Genomic DNA, 20,439 nt, shown 5'->3' with positions numbered 1-20,439 from the left:
TCTTTCATGTGCTCTGCATAGTATGGAAGGACGGAGAATTATTATACGGTTTATACGGAATTGACAACCTGTGACGTCCCTCTGCCGCTTTCGTGAGAACAAGTTTTATGTATAACAAAAAACGGTTTACTCCCGCCCGGATGAACCGGGCAGGAGAAAACCGTTTGCATGTATATCAGTCTTGGCTGAAAATCATTATACTTCCATGATGATAGGCAAAATCATTGGGCGGCGGCGCGTCTGTTCGTATAAGAAACGGCCGAGCGCATCCTTCACATTGGTTTTCAGCGAAGCCCATTCGTTCACCTTATCATTCATTAATTTATGCAGGGTCGAAGTCACGATGCGGTTCGCTTCCTCAAGCAGCCCTTCGGATTCACGCACATACACAAATCCGCGGGAAATGATATCCGGACCGGACAAAATAGCGCCATCTTGTTTGCTGAGCGTAACCACAACCACAAGGATACCATCCTGCGATAGCAATTTACGATCACGAAGCACGATATTTCCTACATCGCCGACACCCAAACCATCAATCAATACATTACCGGCAGGTACTTTGCTGCCTTTGCGGGCTACTCCACCCTGGACATCGATCGTATCCCCGTTGTCGATAATGAAAATGTTCTCCCGTTCGATGCCAACCGCCTCTGCAAGCAGGGAATGCTGACGGAGCATCCGGTATTCACCATGGATCGGAATAAAATATTTTGGACGGATCAGATTGAGCATCAGCTTCAATTCTTCCTGACTGCCGTGACCGGATACGTGAACGCCGGAAACAGATCCCGGACCGTAAATTACATTGGCACCCAAGCGGAAAAGCTCGTCCACCGTGCGTCCCACATAACGCTCATTCCCTGGAATAGGCGTAGCTGCAATAATAACCGTATCTCCCGGCAGGATGTCCACTTTGCGATGCGTAGAACGAGCCATACGCGTAAGAGCCGACATGGGCTCGCCTTGACTTCCTGTGGAGAGCACAACGACGCGGTCAGCCGCCATCTTGTTGATTTCTTCCGGCTCGATCAGCATGCCTTCCGGAATGGTTAAATAACCCAGTTCAGAAGCAATAGATACCACGTTCACCATACTGCGGCCAACGACAACTATTTTGCGTTTCGTAGCCATAGCGGCGTTAATAACCTGTTGAATCCGGTGCACGTTGGAAGCAAAGGTAGCAATGACTACACGCTGTGTAGCTTTGCGGAAAATATCCTCAAGAGAAGGACCGATCATGCTCTCCGACGGTGTAAACCCTGCGCGTTCCGCATTCGTACTGTCCGACAATAGAGCGAGCACGCCCCGTCGGCCAATGTCCGCAATACGCTGAAGATCCGCATATTGATTATTAACCGGCGTGTGGTCGAATTTGAAATCGCCTGTGTGGACAATCGTGCCTTCGGGCGTATCGAGACAAACACCAACCGAATCCGGAATACTGTGATTCGTTTTGAAGAATGATGCCTTGATCGTGCCGAGCTGGATTTCGGAATCGGCATTAATCAGAATGCGTTTCGTTTCACCAAGCAGACCTGCCTCTTTCAACTTGCCTTCAATCAATCCAAGTGTCAGCTTCGTGGCATAGACAGGAACATTCAGATGCTTCAATACATAAGGCAGTCCGCCAATATGATCCTCATGTCCGTGCGTGATAAGAATAGCCCGTACCTTGTCCTTATTTTCCGTTAAATACGTAATATCCGGAATCACGATATCAATACCGAGCATATCTTCTTCCGGAAATTTCAAACCTGCATCGACTACGACAATATCGTTCCCATACTGAACGACATACATATTTTTTCCGATTTCGCCGACGCCGCCCAAAGCAAATATGAGCAGCTTATCTTGGCTGTTTTTCTTTGACAATTGTATCCGTACCTCCTAATTTTTACGAAGTAAAACCAAATTCATAAGTGTAGAATCAATCACCCTCACGAAATAAAGTCGCTTCGTTAGCATGTTATATTTTTTACGAAGAAAATCTTCGTAACCATGGTCAAATATTAATGAAACTTATAAAACTTTAGTGAATAAGCAAAGCAAAACAATGTCCGGTGACCCAGCTTCATGCTTGGGCGGGACATGGGATGCTTCCGATTGCAAAATGCCTGATAGAAGCGGACATCAGCCTGCCTGATCAGATTCGCATCATTCTATCAAGGAAGCCGTGTCTTATGCTGTTGTATGCCGCTCAAAACAAGGGGAAGGATTCGTTATTATTTGCCGCACACCATCACTTGTCCCCATTATACATGATTGAATTTATGAAACACAAGTAAAGGCGAAGACTGTTTAGAAAATATAGGTTAAACAGGATCGTTTATCTGTCCGGACTCATGTCATGATTTATACTATTTCATGTATGCAGGAATAACCGGCTCTCGCCACCCTCCGGCGTCGGAGCTCGTTTCTTCCCGTTGTTTAAACCTATATATACGACAATAAAAAAACCGATGCAAACGCACCGGTTTTTGGCGAGTGCTGCATAAAGAGCTGCAAGCAACTCAAGAATTCAATAACTCACGAAGAGCAGCAAGCTCTCCTTCCGTGGGTCCCACAAGCGGCAAGCGCACTCCGCCGACAGGAATGCCCCGAATCGCCAGTGCCGACTTGACCAGAACCGGATTGGGAACGAGATGCGGCAGTTCAAACAAGCCTTTGAAAATCGGATGACAGGATGCGTGAATCCTGGCAGCTCCCGCAACGTCTCCGTTGACGAAGGACTCAATCATCTGTTTCATTTCACGGCCGATAATGTGGCTGGCTACGCTGACGATACCATATGCGCCGACAGACATCATTGGAAGTCCCGCTCCATCATCACCACTGTACACCCGGAAGCCTTCAGGAGCTGCAGCAGCAATTTGAGTCACTTGATCCGTCGATGCGCATTCCTTGGTTGCCACGATATTAGGTATCTGCGCCAGACGCAGCGTCGTTTGGGCTGTCATGCTGACGACCGTGCGGCCAGGAACATTATAAAGCATAACCGGCAGCGAAGTGCCCTCGGCAATACATTTAAAGTGTTGGTAAATGCCTTCTTGACTTGGCCGGTTGTAGTAAGGAACCACGAGCAGAACGCCATCTACGCCGCATTGTTCAGCAAGCTGGGTCATTTGAAGGGAATGGGCTGTATCATTGTTGCCGGTTCCCGCTATGACCTTGCAGCGGCCGTTAGCGCGCTTGACAACGTATTTGAACAAAGCAATTTTCTCATCATCAGTCAGCGTCGGTGATTCCCCGGTGGTTCCGGAAACCACGATGCTGTCGTTCAATTGTTCATCAATCAAATAATCGACAACGCGGCCGGTCGCTTCCCAGTCAACCGCTCCTTCCGCATCGAACGGAGTTACCATGGCGGTAACCAATCTTCCGAAATCCATTATGACTCCTCCTAAACATCGTTTCAAACATTTATTCGTGCAGCGAAAATTTCGCATGCAGGGCCCTTAAGGCATCTACCATGAAACTCTCGCTCACCAGCACCCATATCGTAGTGTTGGAGTCGGCCGATTGCAGAATCGGAATTCCCTGAGCTGTTAGCGCCTCCACGATTTTGGCCATAATCCCGGGAACACCGTTCATTCCCCCGCCGATTACAGATATTTTGGCGCAGCCGCTAACTGCGATCGGTGCATATCCGATCGCCTGCAAAACCGCAACCGCCTGCCGGGCATCCTGATCAAAAACCGTATAAACCGCTCCGCCAGGTGTCACATTAATAAAATCCACACTGATATGATGCCGCGCCATCGCCTGAAATACCTGAAGCTGAACATCATTATGCCCGTCCTGCGCATAAACCGTAATTTGCGTAACTCCGCTAACATGAGTTACGCCTGTTACATAGCGGTCGCGAACCATCGCGGACTGAGTGAGATTCATTGTGTCGGTCACCAGTGTCCCTTCATCCTCCGAGAAGGTTGAGCGGACGCGAAGCGGGATCCGGGCCTGCTGGGCAATTTCAACGGCACGGGGATGAATCACTTTGGCTCCCTGCCTGGCCATATTGCAAATTTCCGTATAACCGACAACCGGAATCGGGCGCGCATCCGCCACCAGGCGCGGATCAGCCGTTAATATGCCGTTGACATCGGTATAGATATCGACCCTTTCCGCCTTCAAGGCGGCACCTATCGCGGTGGCTGAAGTATCGCTGCCCCCACGTCCCAGCGTCGTTGTCTCACCGGCTTCCGTCATTCCCTGAAATCCGGTGACGATCACTACATTGCCGTCCTGCAAAAATTGGAGTATTCGCTCCGTACGTATTTCGACAATTCGTGCACGACCGAATTGATTATCAGTCAAAATACCCGCCGCACCTCCTGTCAAAGCAACAGCAGGTATCGAGTGTGCACGTAAAAGTCCGCAAAGCATAGCTGCCGATATGATTTCGCCGCAGCCAAGAAGCATATCACGCTCTCTGGCCGGCAAACCCGCTCCATGATCGGGAAGAAGCGAGAGCAGCGTGTCCGTCGCGTAAGGATCACCCTGACGCCCCATAGCAGAGACGACAACGACAAGCTGATGCTGTCGTTGCCGCTCTCTTTCGATATGACGAAGCACAAAGTCTCTTGCTTCCCCGGTGGACAGCGAGGTTCCACCGAATTTCTGGACGAGGATGCCCATTGTCAAACCTCCGTATCCGCACCTTTAGATGCCGGATCATTCATGTTTGACCATCTGCCCATGCTGCTTATCCTATCATTTGCCGATTGCGATATATTCCGCAATTTGAACTGCGTTCCATGCTGCGCCTTTGAGCAGATTGTCGGAAACGATCCACATATTGAGACCGCGGGAGGAGCCAAAATCACGACGCAGACGACCGACGAATACATCCGGTTTACCGGCAGCATCCGTCGCCAGCGGGTACAGCTGATTGGCCGGATCATCTACGAGAACAACGCCTGGGGCGTCTCCCAGCAGCTTTTTGACATCTTCAAGGTCGTAATCATTCTTTAATTCAACATAAACGGATTCCGAGTGGCCGTAGACAACGGGTATGCGCACGCAGGTCGCCGTTACCTCAATCGAATCGTCCCCCAGAATTTTTTTGGTTTCCCGAATCATCTTCATCTCTTCCAGTGTATAGCCATTATCCTGAAATTTATCGATTTGCGGGATTGCATTAAAGGCGATTTGATGTTTGACCGGAAGCGAGCCAACCGGCAAAATATCCGGAACAAGCTCATTGCCGTCAAGCACTTCGCGAGTCTGGCGCAGCATCTCTTCTATAGCCCGGCTTCCAGCTCCGGATACGGCCTGATACGTCGAGACGATAATACGGGAAATGCCGTAACGGTCCAGCAGCGGTTTAAGCGCGGCAACCATCTGAATGGTTGAACAATTAGGATTTGCGATAAGACCTTTATGCTCGCTTATTTTATCAATGTTCACTTCCGGCACAACAAGCGGAGTGTCGGGATCCATCCGGAAGGCATTCGTATTGTCGATGCAGACCGCCCCATGCTCGATTGCGTGAGGGGCAAGCGCCTTCGTCACATCGCCGCCAGCGCTGAATAATGCGATCTCCACATCTTTAAAGCTCTCCGGCGTTGCTTCCTCCACTGTATGCTCCTGACCCTTGAACATAATCTTCGTGCCGGCTGAGCGTGCGGATGAAAGCAGCTTTAGCGCGGCAATCGGAAAATTCCGTTTTTCAAGCAGACCTATAATTTGTTCTCCTACTGCGCCTGTTGCCCCAACTACGGCAACGTTAAACAATTTTTGATTCGACATATGTCGTCTCCTCTCAAAATGAAACTTATGTCAAGGATTGCTCCAATTGCATACTAAAATACCGGAAGAAACTTGGAGGAAAGGTCTCTTCCTCTTCCCTCGCAGCTTATAGAAATAGATATCGGATGGGAATATAAATATTCTATAATGGAGCTGCCATAACCATCCTGCTTATCCCAGGGAACGGTCAATCAATAACGGCTGCAGCTGTTTACCTTGAAGAGCCGCTTCGCAGGCTTCGGGTATCAAATCCATCTTGGCTACAAGCGAATTCGGCTTTTGCACCGGATTGTCTTGCCCGAATGGAACAAAATAAACATTTTTGCAAACAAGCAATTTGGCGATATTCGCCGCATTCAGTCCGAGCCCGTCATTGGTGGAAATGGCCAGCACGAGCGGCCGCAGATTACGCATCTGGGCTTTGGCAGCCATTAGTACGGGACTGTCTGTCATTGCATTGGCCAGCTTGCTCGTTGTATTTCCTGTGCATGGTGCAATAACCAGCACATCGAGGAGCTTTGAGGGACCAAGCGGTTCAGCCTCTACAATGGTCGAAATAATATCATTGCCCGTAATCATCTTCAACTGCCTCTGCCAATCCTCCGAAGTGCCGAAACGGGTGTCTGTCGTCATAAGTGTTTGAGTTACAATCGGAACGACATTCGCACCTTCATCAACAAATCGCTGGATGACCGGCATTACTTCCGCAAACGTACAATGTGAACCGGATAAGGCATAGCCTACCGTTTTGCCCTGCCATTTCATTGCGCATTCCCCCGTTGCCTGGTATCTTCCGTAATCAACCGACTCAAACAATCCGCAATGATGCGTCCAGCGGTTTTCGGTGCGACGATACCTGGTAGACCGGGGGCGAGCAACGCTTTAATGCCCCGCTTCTCAGCGAAGCGAAAATCCGTTCCGCCCGGCTTGGAAGCGAGGTCGATAATGACCGCTCGCGAAGGCAAATTCGCTATAATTTGCGCTGTGACTATCATAGTCGGAATTGTGTTAAAAAGCAAGTCAATATTACTCACATGCTGCTGCAAATCCGTGATATAAAAAGGCTCAAAACCCATCTCCAAAGCCCTTGCAAAATGCTCTTCCCTTCTTACGCCAACCTTTACTTTTGCCCCTAGTCCCTGGAGCGTCCGGGCCATCGTCATTCCCGTCCGTCCAATACCCAGCACCATGCAGGATGAGCTGTGGATGGTAATGTCCGTATGTTGAATCGCCATCATTACGGCGCCTTCGGCTGTCGGGATTGAATTGTAAATCGCCACATCATCACGATCGAAAAGCTCTACCAGCGCGATTGACTGCCTCTGGCAAGCCTCACGCAAATAAGGCTTCGCCATGCCTGTGTAAACCTTGCAGTGTTTTGGCAAAAGAGCAATATGTTCTTCCGTCAAAATAAGCTCGCGGTCGCTAAAAACAGCCGGAATCGTTCCGTCATCATCGGTCCCGACCGCCGGGAGCACGAGCGAATCGGCGCCTGGAAATAAATCAGCGCTCAATTCGGCGTGTACTGCTCCATCCAGCGGGGTGTGAAGCTGATCAAATCCGGCAACCGTTACAGCCGCATCCAGCTCCGTCAGCTTGCGGATAACCTCAAGCTGCCTGGCATCGCCACCCAGCAGCACGACCTGAACCCCTGTCAGCATAAGGGTATCACTCCTTTCTCCCTTCATCCGTCACGACTTTCGTATCCTCGGATATAGATTATCTTATGCCAAGGCCCAAAAGGGGTGAAAAGGAAAATACGCCATTTGAGGTTTTCGCATTGGTTTGAAAGCCGCAAGGCCAGATACTTTGCCGATACTAAAGGCGAAAACAGGCAAAATAAAAACCCGATGCATCCGCACCGGGTTTATTATTGCCGCTATATCCTTGATATGAATCGGATGAATATCGAGTTATGCTAAACTCCGGTGTGGCCGAAGCCGCCTGCTCCGCGAACCGTGTCCGGTAATTCCTCTGCTTCCGTAATTTTGATTGCCGGCACGATCTGAAACAGCATTTGAGCAATCCGCTCCCCCCGCTCGATGACGAATGGCACCTGTCCGAGGTTGACGAGAAGCACTTTTACTTCACCCCGATAATCAGCATCAATCGTTCCGGGTGAATTCAGGCAGGTGATCCCATGCTTGTATGCCAGACCGCTGCGCGGGCGAATCTGGGCTTCCAGCTCCGCCGGCATGGCCATTGAGAAACCGGTCGGAATAAGCTTGCGTTCGCCTGGAGCGAGCGTCACGGGTTCATCAACAGCCGCCTGCAGGTCAAATCCCGCGGCCAATTCCGACATCCTGCGGGGAAGCACCAGTTCTTCATTGCCCGGCAATCGTTTAAACAATACTTGAAACAAGACTATCCCTCCCAAGAGCGGAAGCCGCTTTATCATTGGATCCTACCATTGCTACTGCAAACGGAACGGAGAGCATTTGCTTGGTAACGGCTTGAATATCGCTCATTTGCACTGAATCGATCCTTAGCAGCATCTCATCAAGCGTGTAATGACGGCCGATCATAAGCTCGTTCTTCCCCAGCCGGTTCATTCGGCTGCTTGTGCTTTCCAGACTGAGAATCAAACTGCCCTTGAGCTGTTCCTTGCCCCGATGCAGTTCGCTGTCGGAGAGGCCCTTGGCTGCCAGATCATGCAATTGCTCCAGCGTGAGATCGAGCACTTCCTTCGTTTGTTTGGGTGCGGTTCCGGCATAAATCGTAAACAAGCCGCTATCCGCATGGGAGGAGTGATACGAATACACCGAATAAGCCAAACCGCGTTTCTCGCGAATTTCCTGAAAAAGCCTGGAGCTCATTCCGCCTCCCAACGCGTTGTTCAGCAGAATCATCGCGTACAGCTGAGGGTCGGCGATCGAGCATCCGGGAAAGGTTAGGCAGATATGGTTTTGCTCTGTTTTTTTCTTATGAAATAAATATTGGCCGTTAAAGTCAGGCGCTTCCAGAATGCTTTCCGAGCCTTTATTCTTAAATCCGCCGAACTGTTTCTCCAGCAGCTCAAGCAGAGGACCTTCCTCGACGTTGCCCGCGACACTGATTACAGTGTTGTCGATCCGGTAATGATCACGCATATAGCCGCGGAGTGTATCGCCATCCATGGCATTCAGACGCTCCTCCAGCCCAAGAATCGAGTAGGCAAGCGGATGGTCGCCATAAGAAGCGCGTGATGCTTCATCATGCACCTTGTCATCAGGCGTATCCTCGTACATGGATATTTCCTCAAGAATGACGTTCTTCTCTTTGCTTAATTCACCGGCGTCCATCACCGACTCAAAGAACATATCTGCCAAAGCATCAACCGCGATAGGCAGATGCTGATCCAGCACCTTGGCGTAATAGCATGTATATTCTTTGGCTGTGAAAGCATTGATATTGCCGCCTATGCCATCAAACAAATCGGCAATGTCCTTCGCGCTTCGTCTGGCTGTTCCTTTGAAAAGCATATGCTCAATAAAATGGGAAATTCCGTTATTGACGGGCGTCTCATTACGCGAACCCGTCTTAACCCATATCCCGAAAGCCACGGAACGAAAGGTTGGTATGTATTCCACCACTACCCGCATCCCGTTGCTGAGTGTATAATTGTTCACTTATTTTCCTCCTAAAAGTTTTGCTTGCAAAACTGGCTTCGTAAGCAACTGCTTTGAGTTTTCTGCTTTCTTCGTGAATTATTTCTCTGCAAGCAGAAAAATCACTTCGTAAGCATAATCTTAAGTTTTGCTTGCAAAACTGGCTTCGCAAGCATTTGCTTTGAGTTTTCTGCTTTCTTCATGGAACCGCTTCTCTGCAAGCAGAAAAATCATTTCGAAAGCGCAGTCCTCGTTCATATTGCCAAAATCAGTGATTTCACTATAACAAAATTAAGGCCCCGCCTCAACTAAACGCACCCGCTTGGGGGATAATGTTTCGCTGACCGTCCCTAAGGAAAGTCCTTTTTGCCTGATTGCGGCAATTATACCCGGCAGCGCCTGACTTGAAGAATCGGTGGGATGCATGAGAATCAGTGATCCCGGTTCGACACGGGTCCGGATTTTGTTCACAATCGATGCGGCCGGAGGATGCTGCCAATCCACGGTATCGAGGGTCCAAAGCACAGTTTTTAACCCCTGCTCCGCCGCCACCTCGATCGTCATCTGATTAAAATCACCGGAAGGCGGCGCAAACCACACATTTGACACATTGAAGGTTGACTTCAGCAGCGCTTCCGTTTTGGCGATTTGATTGTAAGCGGATTGCCGGTCAAGCTTGCTCATATCAGGATGAGAATAGGCATGATTGGACAGCTCATGTCCCTTGGATTGAATAAGACGGGCCATGTCGGTATTTTTTTTCAGCCACGATCCATCGAAGAAGAAGGTCGCCTTTACATTTTGCTCCTCCAGCGTCTTGAGCATCGGTTCAAGAAACTCATTGCCCCATGCTACATTGATCATAAGCGCTGCCATCGGCTTATTGGGATTGCCCTTGTAGATCGGCTGTCTTCCCAACTGCTCCAGGCTGACCGTTGGAGAAATTTCCTTATACATGAAACGGATTGGGCTGTTCTCCGGCGCATCGCGCATCAGCCGATAGGTTTGATCCACATCAACCTCTAGCCCGTTATAACCCGGAATAGCCTTCCATACGCGGTCAAGCCTCGCATCAACAGGGGCAATGCGGCGTTTGACAGCTTCCTTCTCTATGGTGTCCTTCAACTGCTGCCTGACAGGATCTGAGGAAATATCGATTCCCAAAGCTGTAGCAGCTTTTCCCTGTTTCAATTCAGCCAGGTAGGCCGATAAATCACCGCTTAACCCGAAAATCAGCAGCAGCGCACACATGAAAACCGTCATTATGATCGCTTTCTTCAGCTTCATCGCTTTGTCCCACCCTTCTTATTCATCATATTATGGCTTGGTCCACAATATGTAAGAGGTGTAGAAGAACAGAGCTGCCGGACGATGTTTCTTTATTACGGCTGATATTATGTACAAAATAAAAAGAGACAGATGAAATCTGGCTCTCTCTTCTTGAATATCCAAAAATTATGGTTTGTGAGTATACTTGTTACGATTGAGCAGGAGCCTCGGCCGTCAGAACTGCTTTACGGGAAAGATTAACGCGTCCTTGCTGATCGATTTCCGTCACTTTAACTGTGATTTGATCGCCGACTTTGACGACATCCTCAACTTTGGCGACACGCTCAGTCGACAGCTGCGAAATATGCACCAGTCCATCCTTACCCGGTAAAATTTCGACGAAGCAGCCGAATTTCTCAATGCGTCTGACCGTTCCCAAATAAATCTCGCCGACAATTACCTCGCGGACAATGCCTTCAATGATTTGTTTGGCCCGGTCAATGGCTTCCGCGTTCGAGGAGGCGATAAAGACAGTACCATCCTGTTCGATATCGATTTTTACGCCGGTTTCGTCAATGATTTTGTTAATAACTTTACCGCCGGCACCGATAACATCACGGATTTTGTCCGGGTGAATATTCATAATCACGATTTTAGGAGCATAAGGGGACAATTCTTTGCGCGGCTGCTGCATAACCTCAAGCATTTTGCCAAGAATGTGCATGCGTCCCTGACGCGCCTGTTCAAGTGATTCCTCAAGAATGGCACGGTCTATACCGTCAATTTTAATGTCCATTTGGATCGCGGTAACGCCTTTGGCTGTTCCAGCTACCTTGAAGTCCATATCCCCGAGATGGTCTTCCATCCCCTGGATATCGCTGAGGATCGCAAAATGGTCTCCGTCCTTGATCAGACCCATCGCAATACCCGCAACAGGCGCTTTAATCGGCACCCCTGCATCCATCATTGCCAGCGTGCTTGCGCAAATACTCGCCTGGCTTGTCGAACCGTTGGATTCCAGCACCTCAGACACCAGACGAATCGCGTAAGGGAACTCCGTTTCCGAAGGTATGACCTTCGACAAGGCTCTCTCACCAAGTGCACCATGTCCGATTTCACGACGTCCCGGCGGACGAAGCGGTCTGGCCTCGCCTACGCTGAAAGGAGGGAAATTATAATGGTGCATGAAGCGTTTGGTTTCAGCCAAATCAATACCGTCGAGTATCTGTACATCTCCAAGCGGTCCAAGCGTACAAATGCTAAGCGCCTGCGTTTGGCCGCGCGTGAATAATCCCGATCCGTGCGTGCGCGGCAGGATAGCAACATCGCAATCGATAGGGCGGATTTCACTCAATGCCCGTCCATCCGGACGTACTTTATCATGCGTGATCAAACGCCTTACTTCTTCCTTGACAATATCGTAGAGAACTTCTTTCACATCGCCAAGAAGCTCCGGTGTTTCAGCATATTGCTCTTCGAAATGAGCAACAGTCTCGGCATTGACAAGGTCAATTGCTTCTTGTCTGGCGTGCTTCTCAATAATGCGGACAGCTTCGACCAGACGGGCCGACGCAAAAGCGCGAACCGCTGCGTTCACTTGCTCATCACTGGCATGCAGCTTGACTTCCATTTTTGTTTTACCAGCCAAACCATGGAGTTCTTCTATCGTCGCAACGATTTTCTTGATCTCATCATGGCCGAACATGATTGCTTCCAGGATAATCGATTCCGGCACTTCATTCGCTTCCGCCTCAACCATCATGATGGCATCCTTCGTACCGGAAACGACTACATAAACCTCGCTCTTCTTCTCCTGCTCAACCGTAGGGTTGATGATAAACTCCCCGTCGATGCGACCGACAATGACGCCGCCAATCGGTCCGTTAAACGGCAAATCCGAAATCGTCAAGGCTGCGGATGTTCCAATCATGGCTGCGATTTCCGGAGCGCAATCCTGGTCCACACTCATCACGATATTGGCGATCTGCACATCATTGCGGAATCCGTCTGGAAACAATGGGCGAATCGGACGGTCTGTCAGTCGGCTGGAAAGAATGGCCTTCTCGCTCGGACGTCCCTCCCGCTTAATGAATCCTCCGGGAATTTTACCGACCGCATATAAACGTTCTTCATAATTGACGGTTAACGGGAAAAAATCGAGCGGCTTAGGCTCATTGGACGCCACGACCGTACAGAGTACGACAGTTTCACCGTATTTAACCGTAACTGCTGCGTTTGCCTGCTTGGCAAGTCGACCCGTCTCAAGCACGAGCGGGCGTCCGCCTAACGTCATTTCTACACGTTGTAACATTGAATCCCTCCTCACTGCAACCGATAGGCCAATAAAGGGCCGGGCTGCATGGTCTATTAGATTTTCATTCGACAGCTATATAGGTTCTCCTGCTGCAAGAAGACTTTTTAGGATAACAGAAATGGGGCAAGTTTCTTGAGAGGTTATATACAAAATACCGTTACATTTACAAAAAGCAACCCGGAGCAGCCAAACCGGAACCCCGGACGGCTGGACAACCAGGTTGCTTTTATCCTCGCATCTTTTATCGGCGCAAGCCGAGTCTTTCGATCAATGCGCTGTAGCGTCGTACATCCTTGTTTTTCAGATATGCCAACAGCTTACGACGTTGACCGACCATTTTGAGCAGGCCGCGACGGGAGTGATGATCTTTCTTGTGCACCCGAAGATGGTCTGTCAAATTGACGATGTTTTGCGTCAGGATAGCGATTTGAACTTCCGGAGAACCGGTGTCGTTCGCATGGGTTTTGTGCTCGTCGATCAATTGATTCTTACGTTCTTGAGTAAGTGCCATCCTTGTTCACCTCCTTTATCATAATCGCCATTAGCCTCGCCGCCGTCGGTGAGATCGAGCAGGCCAAGCCAAGGTTCTTGCCGCTTATGTGATGAGCAAAAATGCATCATCTCTCCGCAACGACTAGAAGTATATCATAATCGCCCATATAAAGTAAATGGAGCAGGGTTATTTATGAGATGATGATAGGCTAACGCTGCCCTTGGGACAAAATCGCTCTGGCCTTATCGGCATCGGCATGAATTTGACCAACCAGCTCGTCAATCGAATTAAATTTCTTCTCTGTGCGGAGAAAAGAAATAAAATGGATCGCAATCGACTTGCCATAGAGGTCGCCGTCAAAGTCAAATAAATGAGCCTCCATGACCGGTTGCGTCAGATTCTCATGGAAGGTTGGCTTCACTCCGATGTTCAATACACCGGGAATCCGCTCTCCGTCCACTTCCGCCATGATGGCATATACACCCTGACGGGGAACCACATATGCCGTTTCCGGATCCAGGTTGGCGGTCGGAAATCCGATCTTGCTGCCTCTGCCTTCACCATGGACGACAGTTCCCTGTACATGATAGGGCTCCCCGAGGAATTGCTCGGCCATTTCCAGCTTGCCTTCTTCCAGCGCTTCGCGGATAAGGGTACTGCTGACTTTCTTGCCGTCGATCATGAGCGGCTCTACGATTTCCACAGCGATATCCGGATCGCCAAGTGCGACAAGCGTGTCCGCTTTTCCCGCACCCCGGGATCCAAATGCAAAATCAAAACCGACGACTGCCTTCTTGACCTGCAGCGGACGCAGCACATGCTCGACAAATTCATCCGGCGTTACTGCGGAGAATTCCAGGTCGAATTGAACGATATACACGACATCCACACCGAGGGAACGGAAACGGTTGATCTTCTCCTCTAGTGGAGTGAGGCCATTCACATATTGATCTCCCTGCCCCAGCACCTCCTTCGGATGCGGGTAAAAGGTCATTACCGCAGCCTCAATGCCTGTACTGCGTGCAGCTTCGACAGAGCGGCGGATGACATTCTGATGCCCCTTGTGGACACCATCGAAATAACCGATGGCAAGCGTCTTGGGAAGGGCTGATTTTGCGGGCTCAGAGGATTGAACCGGATATTGTAATGAGATTATTTTCACTGCCGTCACACCTGCTTTATGAGCTTCACTTCATTTTAAACGGACGTAAATACTTTGACCGCTTTCAACGAGCCTGTGTCCTTATCTGCTTCAAACAAACCAAGAAACAATCCGTCATCACGATATAAACAAACTAACGACTGGTCATCTATATGCTGCAGCGCCTGAATATTTTGTAACGGAATACGCTTGCCTTGAAAAGCATGCTGAGCGATAGCTGCATTTACTGATCCGCTGGGCAGATGGCTGAGCGCCGAGTCGGCCGGCAGCAGCTTAGGCCCGAGTTCTCCCGCGGCATGCAGCTTTTGAATCTCTTCCATCGTCAGACAGTGCTCCCGCGTGAACCCGCCTGACATCGTGCGTGTAAGTTCAGCCATAACCGCAGGAACTCCCAGCGCTTTACCGATATCCACGCACAAGGTGCGGATATAGGTGCCTTTGGAGCATTGAACGGAAAAACGGATCCGGGGATGCGCCATTCCAAGCTCAAGCTCAAGCAGCTCAAGCCGATAAATGGTTACGGGACGCGCTTGGCGTTCAATGATATGACCCTCCCGGGCCAGCTCATAAAGCCGCTTCCCCTCGACCCGAACGGCCGAATACATCGGTGGAACCTGCATAATCTCGCCTACGAAGGAGGCCAATGTACGGCGGATCTCCGATTCATCAATGGTAATGTTGTCCACCTGCGAGATGACAGCGCCTGTCAAATCCTCCGTATCTGTCGCCAAACCAAGCTGCAGAACAGCCTCATAGGCTTTTGGCCGTTCCTGGACATATTCAACGACACGCGTTGCGCGTCCGATACATAGCGGCAGCACGCCGGTAACCTGAGGGTCAAGCGTGCCGGCATGACCAATTCTTTTCACACGGAGTATCCCTCTTACCTTGGCAACAACATCATGAGAGGTCCATCCTGCCGGCTTCCAAACGGGTAGAATTCCCTCCATCATTGGGCCAACGCCTCACTGACCGCATTCACCAGTTTAGTCATGGCAGCTGAAAGAGGTCCCTCAAGCTGACAGCCGGCTGCTCTGATATGCCCGCCGCCTCCGAATGATTTGGCGATAGCCGCAACATCCGCTTTACCGGAGGAACGCATGCTTACCTTGACGTTTCCATCTGCGGTTTCTTTGAACAACACGCCAACCTCAACGCCTTCTACATTGAGCGCGTAGTTCACCAGGCCTTCCAGATCATCGCCTATCGCTCCGGTTTCCGCCATATCTTCATAGGCGATATAAAGCCATGCAATTTGGCTGTCATCGGAGAACATCAGCCTGCTGAGTCCGCGCTGCAGCAGCAGAAGCTGCGGTTTGGTCATACGTTCCAGCAACCGGTCTGCAATAGAATGGCTGGGAATGCCAATCGCCAGCATCTGCGAGGCCACCTGCATCACATAAGGGCTTGTATTGGAGTAACGAAAGCCGCCCGTATCCGTCAGCAATCCGGTATAAATAGCTGTTGCTGCTTCAGAATCAGGCGCAAACCCTGCATGGATAATCAAATCGTATAAGATCTCAACAGTTGCCGCTGCATCCGTGCGAATCAGATTGACCGCCCCAAATGCGTCATTAGTAGGATGATGGTCAATATTGAGGAGCATAGCCCCTTCGGCAAATAGACCGGATACGAGGCCGATGCGCCGAAAATCGGCACAATCGACCGCGATGATCCGGTTGTATGTTTCTGAGAGAGGCTGCTCTTTGCTCAAATTAATAACAGCAGCCGATTGTTCCATGAAATCAAGTCTTACCGGCACAGCTCCCTCATTCATCATGACGTACTGCTTGCCAAGCTGACGCAGAATCCAGCCTGCCACCAGCGTGGAGCTGATGGCATCACCGTCAGGCTGAACATGTGAAACAATCAGAAACCGGTCTGCCCCATGAAGGAATTGCAGAGCCTGGTCCAGCTGCCTGGTATAATCAGCAGGGAAAGCTGCTGCTTGCCCCGCGATCATTTGCCACCGCTGCCGCTATTGATTTGTTCGAGCAGGGATTCAATCCGGCTCCCGTACTCAATGCTGCTGTCGAATTTAAACAGCAGCTCGGGCGTATGGCGAAAACGGATTCTTTTGCCCAGTTCCGACCGTAAAAAGCCGGTGCCGCGCGCCAAAGCTTTGAGCGTTTCTTCCTTTTGCTCATCATTGCCCAGTACGCTTAAATACACTTTAGCCTGCGACAAGTCGCCTGTCACTTCAACCCCGGTAACGGTGATAAAGCCGATCCGCGGATCTTTAAGCTCCATCTGGATAAGTGTACTCAGCTCTTTCTTGATTTGTTCACCTACACGTCCTACGCGAACCTTCGCCATAGGTCAATCACCTCTCTACTGTTTCCATAACGTAGGCCTCGATCACATCGCCTTCTTTGAGTTCAAAGTTCCGCTCAAGCGTAATTCCGCACTCATAGCCCTGCGCAACTTCCTTGGCATCATCCTTGAAGCGTTTGAGCGATTCGATCTCGCTCTCGAATACGACGATTCCGCCGCGGATCAAGCGGGCTTTTGCAGATCGGGCAATTTTCCCCGAAGTAACCATACAACCGGCAATCGTACCCACTTTGCTGACTTTGAAGATATTGCGGACTTCCGCCTGGCCGATAACGACTTCTTTGAATATCGGATCCAGCATCCCCTTCATAGCATGCTCAATTTCGTCGATTACATTGTAAATAATGCTGTGGAGACGAATATCAACCTTTTCCTGCTCAGCTGTCGCAAGCGCCTGCGGCTCAGGTCGTACGTTAAACCCGATCACAATCGCATTGGAAGCGGAAGCCAGATTAATATCGGATTCGGTAATCGCACCTGCGCCGCTGTGAATGATTTTGACGCGGACGCCCTGAATATCGATCTTCGCAAGCGAACCTTTGAGGGCTTCGGAAGAACCTTGAACATCGGACTTGATGATGACATTCAGGTCCTTGATTTCACCTTCAACAATGTGTTTGTACAAATCTTCAAGCGTTACACGCGAGTTGGCGCCCAGCTCGGATTCACGTTGTTTGATCGCTCGGCGGTCGGCGATTGCTCTTGCTTTGCGCTCATCCTCGAACACGAGGAACGGATCTCCGGCAAGCGGAACCTCAGTCAAGCCCGTAATTTCCACAGGCGTACTCGGTCCGGCTTCCTTGAGCCGTCTGCCTTTATCATTGACCATGGCGCGCACGCGTCCGAAGCAGTTGCCTGCTACGAAGGCATCGCCGACCTTCAATGTGCCGTGCTGCACGAGAATACGTGCTACCGGACCTTTACCTTTATCCAGCTCAGCTTCAATAACGGTACCGCGAGCCCGTTTGTTGGGGTTCGATTTGTAGTCGTTCACTTCAGCAACGAGCAGGATCATTTCCAGCAGTTCTTCAAGTCCGATGCGCTGTTTGGCCGATACATTAACAAAGATCGTATCGCCGCCCCATTCTTCCGGGATGAGCTCGTACGGAGTCAACTCCTGCTTGATTTTGTCAGGGTTGGAATCCGGTTTATCGATCTTGTTAACCGCTACAATGATCGGCACGCCTGCAGCTTTGGCATGGTTGATTGCCTCTACCGTTTGCGGCATAACGCCATCGTCAGCTGCCACAACGATAATCGTAATATCCGTTACCTGCGCACCACGTGCCCGCATGAGCGTGAACGCTTCATGGCCCGGTGTATCGAGGAAGGTTATCTTCTTGTGATTGATTTCGGCTTGATAAGCACCGATATGCTGGGTGATGCCGCCTGCCTCGCCGCTGGTTACACTGGTATGGCGAATGGCATCGAGCAGAGTTGTTTTACCATGATCGACGTGACCCATGATCGTTACAACCGGTGGACGGGATTCCAGGTCCTCCGCTTCATCCGTTTCTTCAAACGTTTCAAAAGCATCCTCTTCAACCGGAATCTTCACTTCAACCTCTACGCCATATTCGCTGGCGATCAGTTGAACCGTGTCGAGATCGACCTCCTGGTTAATGGTTGCCATGACACCCAGAACGATCAGCTTCTTGATGACTTCAGAAGCATCCTTATGAAGCAATTTGGCCAGATCGCCTACGGTCATTGTACCGCGTACAATGATTTTCTTCGGCGTATTGTCGATTTTCTCTCTGCGTTCCTGCTGCTGGTTGCCTCGTCCGCGCTGGTTTTTACCGCCGCGGCTGCCTTTGAAATTGCTGGAACGGCTGTCGTCAAACCGTTTGCCGCCTGCTCCAGGACCGCCAGGTTTCTTCTTCGCGCCGCCTCTGTCATCCGAGCCCGGTGCCGGACGGGAGTCAAATGCACGTCCTTGTGTACCACGGTTCTGCGGCGGCGTATTGGAACGCGCGCTGCCTTGTGCGCCTGTGCTGCTTCCGCTGCTCTGGCCGAAACGCTGGCCTCCCGGGCCGCCGCTGCTGCCTTGACCTGACGGACGTTGTCCACCGCCTTGACCTTGGCCGCTCGGACGCTGACCGCCCTGGCTGCTTCCTTGGCCGCCGGATGGACGCTGACCGCCTTGGCCTTGGCCGCCCGGACGCTGACCGCCCTGGCTGCTTCCTTGACCGCCGGATGGACGCTGACCGCCTTGGCCTTGGCCGCTTGGACGCTGACCGCCCTGGCTGCTTCCTTGACCGCCGGATGGACGCTGACCGCCTTGGCCTTGGCCGCTTGGACGCGGGTTATTGCCTTGATAGGAAGATGGACGCTGCTGTTGTGGTTGCTGGGATTGCTGCGGCTGACTGGACTGCTGCGGCTGTTGCGACGGTTGCGATTGGTTCGTGCTGGCTGTTGGCGTACTTGGTCTGGTTATGTTCATATTCCCCTGTCGTTCCTGGTTTGTATTTTTGTTGGCATCTGACTGGTCTGTGGAGACATGTTGCGCCGCTCCCGCATTCTGCGGCTGGGCAGGCAAGCTGTTTTGCTGCGGCTTGCGCTCAAGCTGCGGTTGGGCTGGACGGTTAGTGGATTGTGCCGCTGCCGATACTGTCGCATTCTCTTGAGCGCGTTTGGCTGCCGCATTGGATTTGATGTCGCGGAAAAACCCCTCGACTTTACCTACCATTTCATTCTCCATAACACTCATATGGTTGTTGACCGGCAGATTGAGACGCTTCAAAATCGTGATGATTTCTTTGCTGCTCATATTAAGTGATTTTGCGTATTCATAAACCCTTAATTTATCTTTATTGTCCTTACTGTCTGTTTGTTTAGTCAATATACTCCACCTCCGAAGGTTGGGTTAAGCTTTGTATAATTATCTTGGAGAACCCCGCTTCCGTTACGGCAATGATCACCCGCTCCGACTTGCCGATTGATTCTCCCAGCGTGATTCGGTCAAACAGCTCCACCATCTTCACATTGTAAGTTCCGCACTTGTCCTGGAATTTCTTCTTTGTATTATCCGAAGCGTCGCCGGCCACAATGACAAGCTTTGCTTTGCCTTGGCGAACCGCCTTTAGTACGATCTCATCGCCGGAAATGACTTTTCCTGCACGCATCGCCATACCCAGCGACGACAGCGCCTTATGCCTGGGAATCATCATCATCTTCATCATCCATCCGATCTTTTTCCGCATTAAAGCGGTCCTCCATGGCAATAAAATCCTGTTCAAGCTGATCGTAAATGTCCATCCCAACAGGCTGTTTAAGAGCCCGGTCGAGCGCCTTGGTCTTCTTCGCCAGCTTGAAGCAGGAGACTTTGCCGCACAAGTATGCGCCGCGTCCTGCCTGTTTGCCCTTCAAATCGATCAATATCCGCTCATCCGGAGTACGGACAATGCGAATTAATTCCTTTTTGGGCTTCATTTCCTGGCAAGCCACGCATTTGCGCAGTGGAATTTTTCTGGGTCTCATCTTCCATCCCTCCTGTGGCGTCAGGCGCTTCAAACAGCAAACGCCGTAT

General features: G+C 50.6%; 18 protein-coding genes. All 18 read right to left on the bottom strand.

The genetic code is table 11. The features are described 5' to 3' along the window. Positions 1–195 precede the first annotated feature (195 nt). On the bottom strand, positions 196–1,875 hold the full coding sequence (locus AC0YOB_RS14575; protein WP_210041099.1) for a ribonuclease J: 1,680 nt from the start codon (positions 1,873–1,875) through the stop codon (positions 196–198). A 638-nt stretch (positions 1,876–2,513) separates the two neighbouring features. Further along, a complete protein-coding gene (gene dapA, locus AC0YOB_RS14570) occupies positions 2,514–3,392 on the bottom strand; it encodes a 4-hydroxy-tetrahydrodipicolinate synthase (RefSeq protein ID WP_475793387.1) in 879 nt (292 codons plus the stop codon). Positions 3,393–3,423: 31 nt separating this feature from the next. Continuing rightward, positions 3,424–4,638 (bottom strand): aspartate kinase, encoded by a 1,215-nt coding sequence (gene dapG, locus AC0YOB_RS14565; RefSeq protein ID WP_475793386.1) that lies wholly within the window; start codon positions 4,636–4,638, stop codon positions 3,424–3,426. 75 nt (positions 4,639–4,713) lie between these two features. Then, positions 4,714–5,751, bottom strand: coding sequence for an aspartate-semialdehyde dehydrogenase (locus AC0YOB_RS14560; RefSeq protein WP_475793385.1), 1,038 nt, complete (start codon positions 5,749–5,751; stop codon positions 4,714–4,716). A 171-nt stretch (positions 5,752–5,922) separates the two neighbouring features. Continuing rightward, positions 5,923–6,516 (bottom strand): dipicolinate synthase subunit B, encoded by a 594-nt coding sequence (locus AC0YOB_RS14555; RefSeq protein WP_210041107.1) that lies wholly within the window; start codon positions 6,514–6,516, stop codon positions 5,923–5,925. Continuing rightward, positions 6,513–7,412 carry a dipicolinate synthase subunit DpsA gene (gene dpsA, locus AC0YOB_RS14550; protein ID WP_475793384.1) on the bottom strand — a complete coding sequence of 300 codons (900 nt, stop codon included), beginning with the start codon at positions 7,410–7,412 and terminating at the stop codon, positions 6,513–6,515. The genes AC0YOB_RS14555 and dpsA overlap by 4 nt, the downstream gene beginning before the upstream one ends. A gap of 257 nt (positions 7,413–7,669) precedes the next feature. Then, complete coding sequence (dut, locus tag AC0YOB_RS14545; protein ID WP_475793383.1) at positions 7,670–8,149, bottom strand: dUTP diphosphatase; 480 nt, start codon at positions 8,147–8,149, stop codon at positions 7,670–7,672. Further along, positions 8,094–9,359, bottom strand: a complete 1,266-nt coding sequence (locus AC0YOB_RS14540; protein WP_210041113.1) for a M16 family metallopeptidase — start codon at positions 9,357–9,359, stop codon at positions 8,094–8,096. The genes dut and AC0YOB_RS14540 overlap by 56 nt, the downstream gene beginning before the upstream one ends. A gap of 270 nt (positions 9,360–9,629) precedes the next feature. Continuing rightward, entirely contained in the window at positions 9,630–10,625 is a 996-nt protein-coding gene (locus AC0YOB_RS14535) for a polysaccharide deacetylase family protein (protein ID WP_475793382.1), read from the bottom strand. 190 nt (positions 10,626–10,815) lie between these two features. Then, positions 10,816–12,918 (bottom strand): polyribonucleotide nucleotidyltransferase, encoded by a 2,103-nt coding sequence (gene pnp / locus AC0YOB_RS14530; protein WP_475793381.1) that lies wholly within the window; start codon positions 12,916–12,918, stop codon positions 10,816–10,818. A 244-nt stretch (positions 12,919–13,162) separates the two neighbouring features. Then, positions 13,163–13,432, bottom strand: coding sequence for a 30S ribosomal protein S15 (gene rpsO, locus AC0YOB_RS14525; protein ID WP_188992490.1), 270 nt, complete (start codon positions 13,430–13,432; stop codon positions 13,163–13,165). A 190-nt stretch (positions 13,433–13,622) separates the two neighbouring features. Next, positions 13,623–14,576 carry a bifunctional riboflavin kinase/FAD synthetase gene (locus AC0YOB_RS14520; protein WP_475793380.1) on the bottom strand — a complete coding sequence of 318 codons (954 nt, stop codon included), beginning with the start codon at positions 14,574–14,576 and terminating at the stop codon, positions 13,623–13,625. 35 nt (positions 14,577–14,611) lie between these two features. Continuing rightward, positions 14,612–15,526 carry a tRNA pseudouridine(55) synthase TruB gene (gene truB, locus AC0YOB_RS14515; protein WP_475793566.1) on the bottom strand — a complete coding sequence of 305 codons (915 nt, stop codon included), beginning with the start codon at positions 15,524–15,526 and terminating at the stop codon, positions 14,612–14,614. Beyond that, positions 15,526–16,539, bottom strand: coding sequence for a DHH family phosphoesterase (locus AC0YOB_RS14510; protein WP_475793379.1), 1,014 nt, complete (start codon positions 16,537–16,539; stop codon positions 15,526–15,528). The genes truB and AC0YOB_RS14510 overlap by 1 nt, the downstream gene beginning before the upstream one ends. Next, positions 16,536–16,892: a 30S ribosome-binding factor RbfA gene (gene rbfA, locus AC0YOB_RS14505; RefSeq protein WP_210041123.1), complete on the bottom strand. Its 357-nt coding sequence runs from the start codon at positions 16,890–16,892 to the stop codon at positions 16,536–16,538. The genes AC0YOB_RS14510 and rbfA overlap by 4 nt, the downstream gene beginning before the upstream one ends. A gap of 7 nt (positions 16,893–16,899) precedes the next feature. Then, a complete protein-coding gene (gene infB, locus AC0YOB_RS14500; RefSeq protein WP_475793378.1) occupies positions 16,900–19,752 on the bottom strand; it encodes a translation initiation factor IF-2 in 2,853 nt (950 codons plus the stop codon). After that, positions 19,745–20,113 carry a L7Ae/L30e/S12e/Gadd45 family ribosomal protein gene (locus tag AC0YOB_RS14495; protein ID WP_475793377.1) on the bottom strand — a complete coding sequence of 123 codons (369 nt, stop codon included), beginning with the start codon at positions 20,111–20,113 and terminating at the stop codon, positions 19,745–19,747. Before AC0YOB_RS14495 ends, infB begins: the two co-directional genes overlap by 8 nt. Further along, positions 20,061–20,390, bottom strand: coding sequence for an RNase P modulator RnpM (gene rnpM, locus AC0YOB_RS14490; protein WP_475793376.1), 330 nt, complete (start codon positions 20,388–20,390; stop codon positions 20,061–20,063). Before rnpM ends, AC0YOB_RS14495 begins: the two co-directional genes overlap by 53 nt. Positions 20,391–20,439 lie beyond the last annotated feature (49 nt).

This window comes from Paenibacillus sp. JT31N17, assembly GCF_056269255.1.
This window is presented reverse-complemented; position numbering and strand designations above follow the sequence as displayed.

Coding starts and splice junctions, on each gene's coding strand:
- AC0YOB_RS14560 (WP_475793385.1), bottom strand. CDS start 5,751: ATGTCGAATCAAAAATTGTTTAACGTTGCCGTAGTTGGGGCAACAGGC.
- truB (WP_475793566.1), bottom strand. CDS start 15,526: ATGGAGGGAATTCTACCCGTTTGGAAGCCGGCAGGATGGACCTCTCAT.
- AC0YOB_RS14535 (WP_475793382.1), bottom strand. CDS start 10,625: ATGAAGCTGAAGAAAGCGATCATAATGACGGTTTTCATGTGTGCGCTG.
- dapA (WP_475793387.1), bottom strand. CDS start 3,392: ATGGATTTCGGAAGATTGGTTACCGCCATGGTAACTCCGTTCGATGCG.
- rnpM (WP_475793376.1), bottom strand. CDS start 20,390: ATGAGACCCAGAAAAATTCCACTGCGCAAATGCGTGGCTTGCCAGGAA.
- dut (WP_475793383.1), bottom strand. CDS start 8,149: ATGATAAAGCGGCTTCCGCTCTTGGGAGGGATAGTCTTGTTTCAAGTA.
- AC0YOB_RS14510 (WP_475793379.1), bottom strand. CDS start 16,539: ATGATCGCGGGGCAAGCAGCAGCTTTCCCTGCTGATTATACCAGGCAG.
- AC0YOB_RS14555 (WP_210041107.1), bottom strand. CDS start 6,516: ATGAAATGGCAGGGCAAAACGGTAGGCTATGCCTTATCCGGTTCACAT.
- dpsA (WP_475793384.1), bottom strand. CDS start 7,412: ATGCTGACAGGGGTTCAGGTCGTGCTGCTGGGTGGCGATGCCAGGCAG.
- AC0YOB_RS14495 (WP_475793377.1), bottom strand. CDS start 20,113: ATGCGGAAAAAGATCGGATGGATGATGAAGATGATGATGATTCCCAGG.
- dapG (WP_475793386.1), bottom strand. CDS start 4,638: ATGGGCATCCTCGTCCAGAAATTCGGTGGAACCTCGCTGTCCACCGGG.
- rbfA (WP_210041123.1), bottom strand. CDS start 16,892: ATGGCGAAGGTTCGCGTAGGACGTGTAGGTGAACAAATCAAGAAAGAG.
- pnp (WP_475793381.1), bottom strand. CDS start 12,918: ATGTTACAACGTGTAGAAATGACGTTAGGCGGACGCCCGCTCGTGCTT.
- rpsO (WP_188992490.1), bottom strand. CDS start 13,432: ATGGCACTTACTCAAGAACGTAAGAATCAATTGATCGACGAGCACAAA.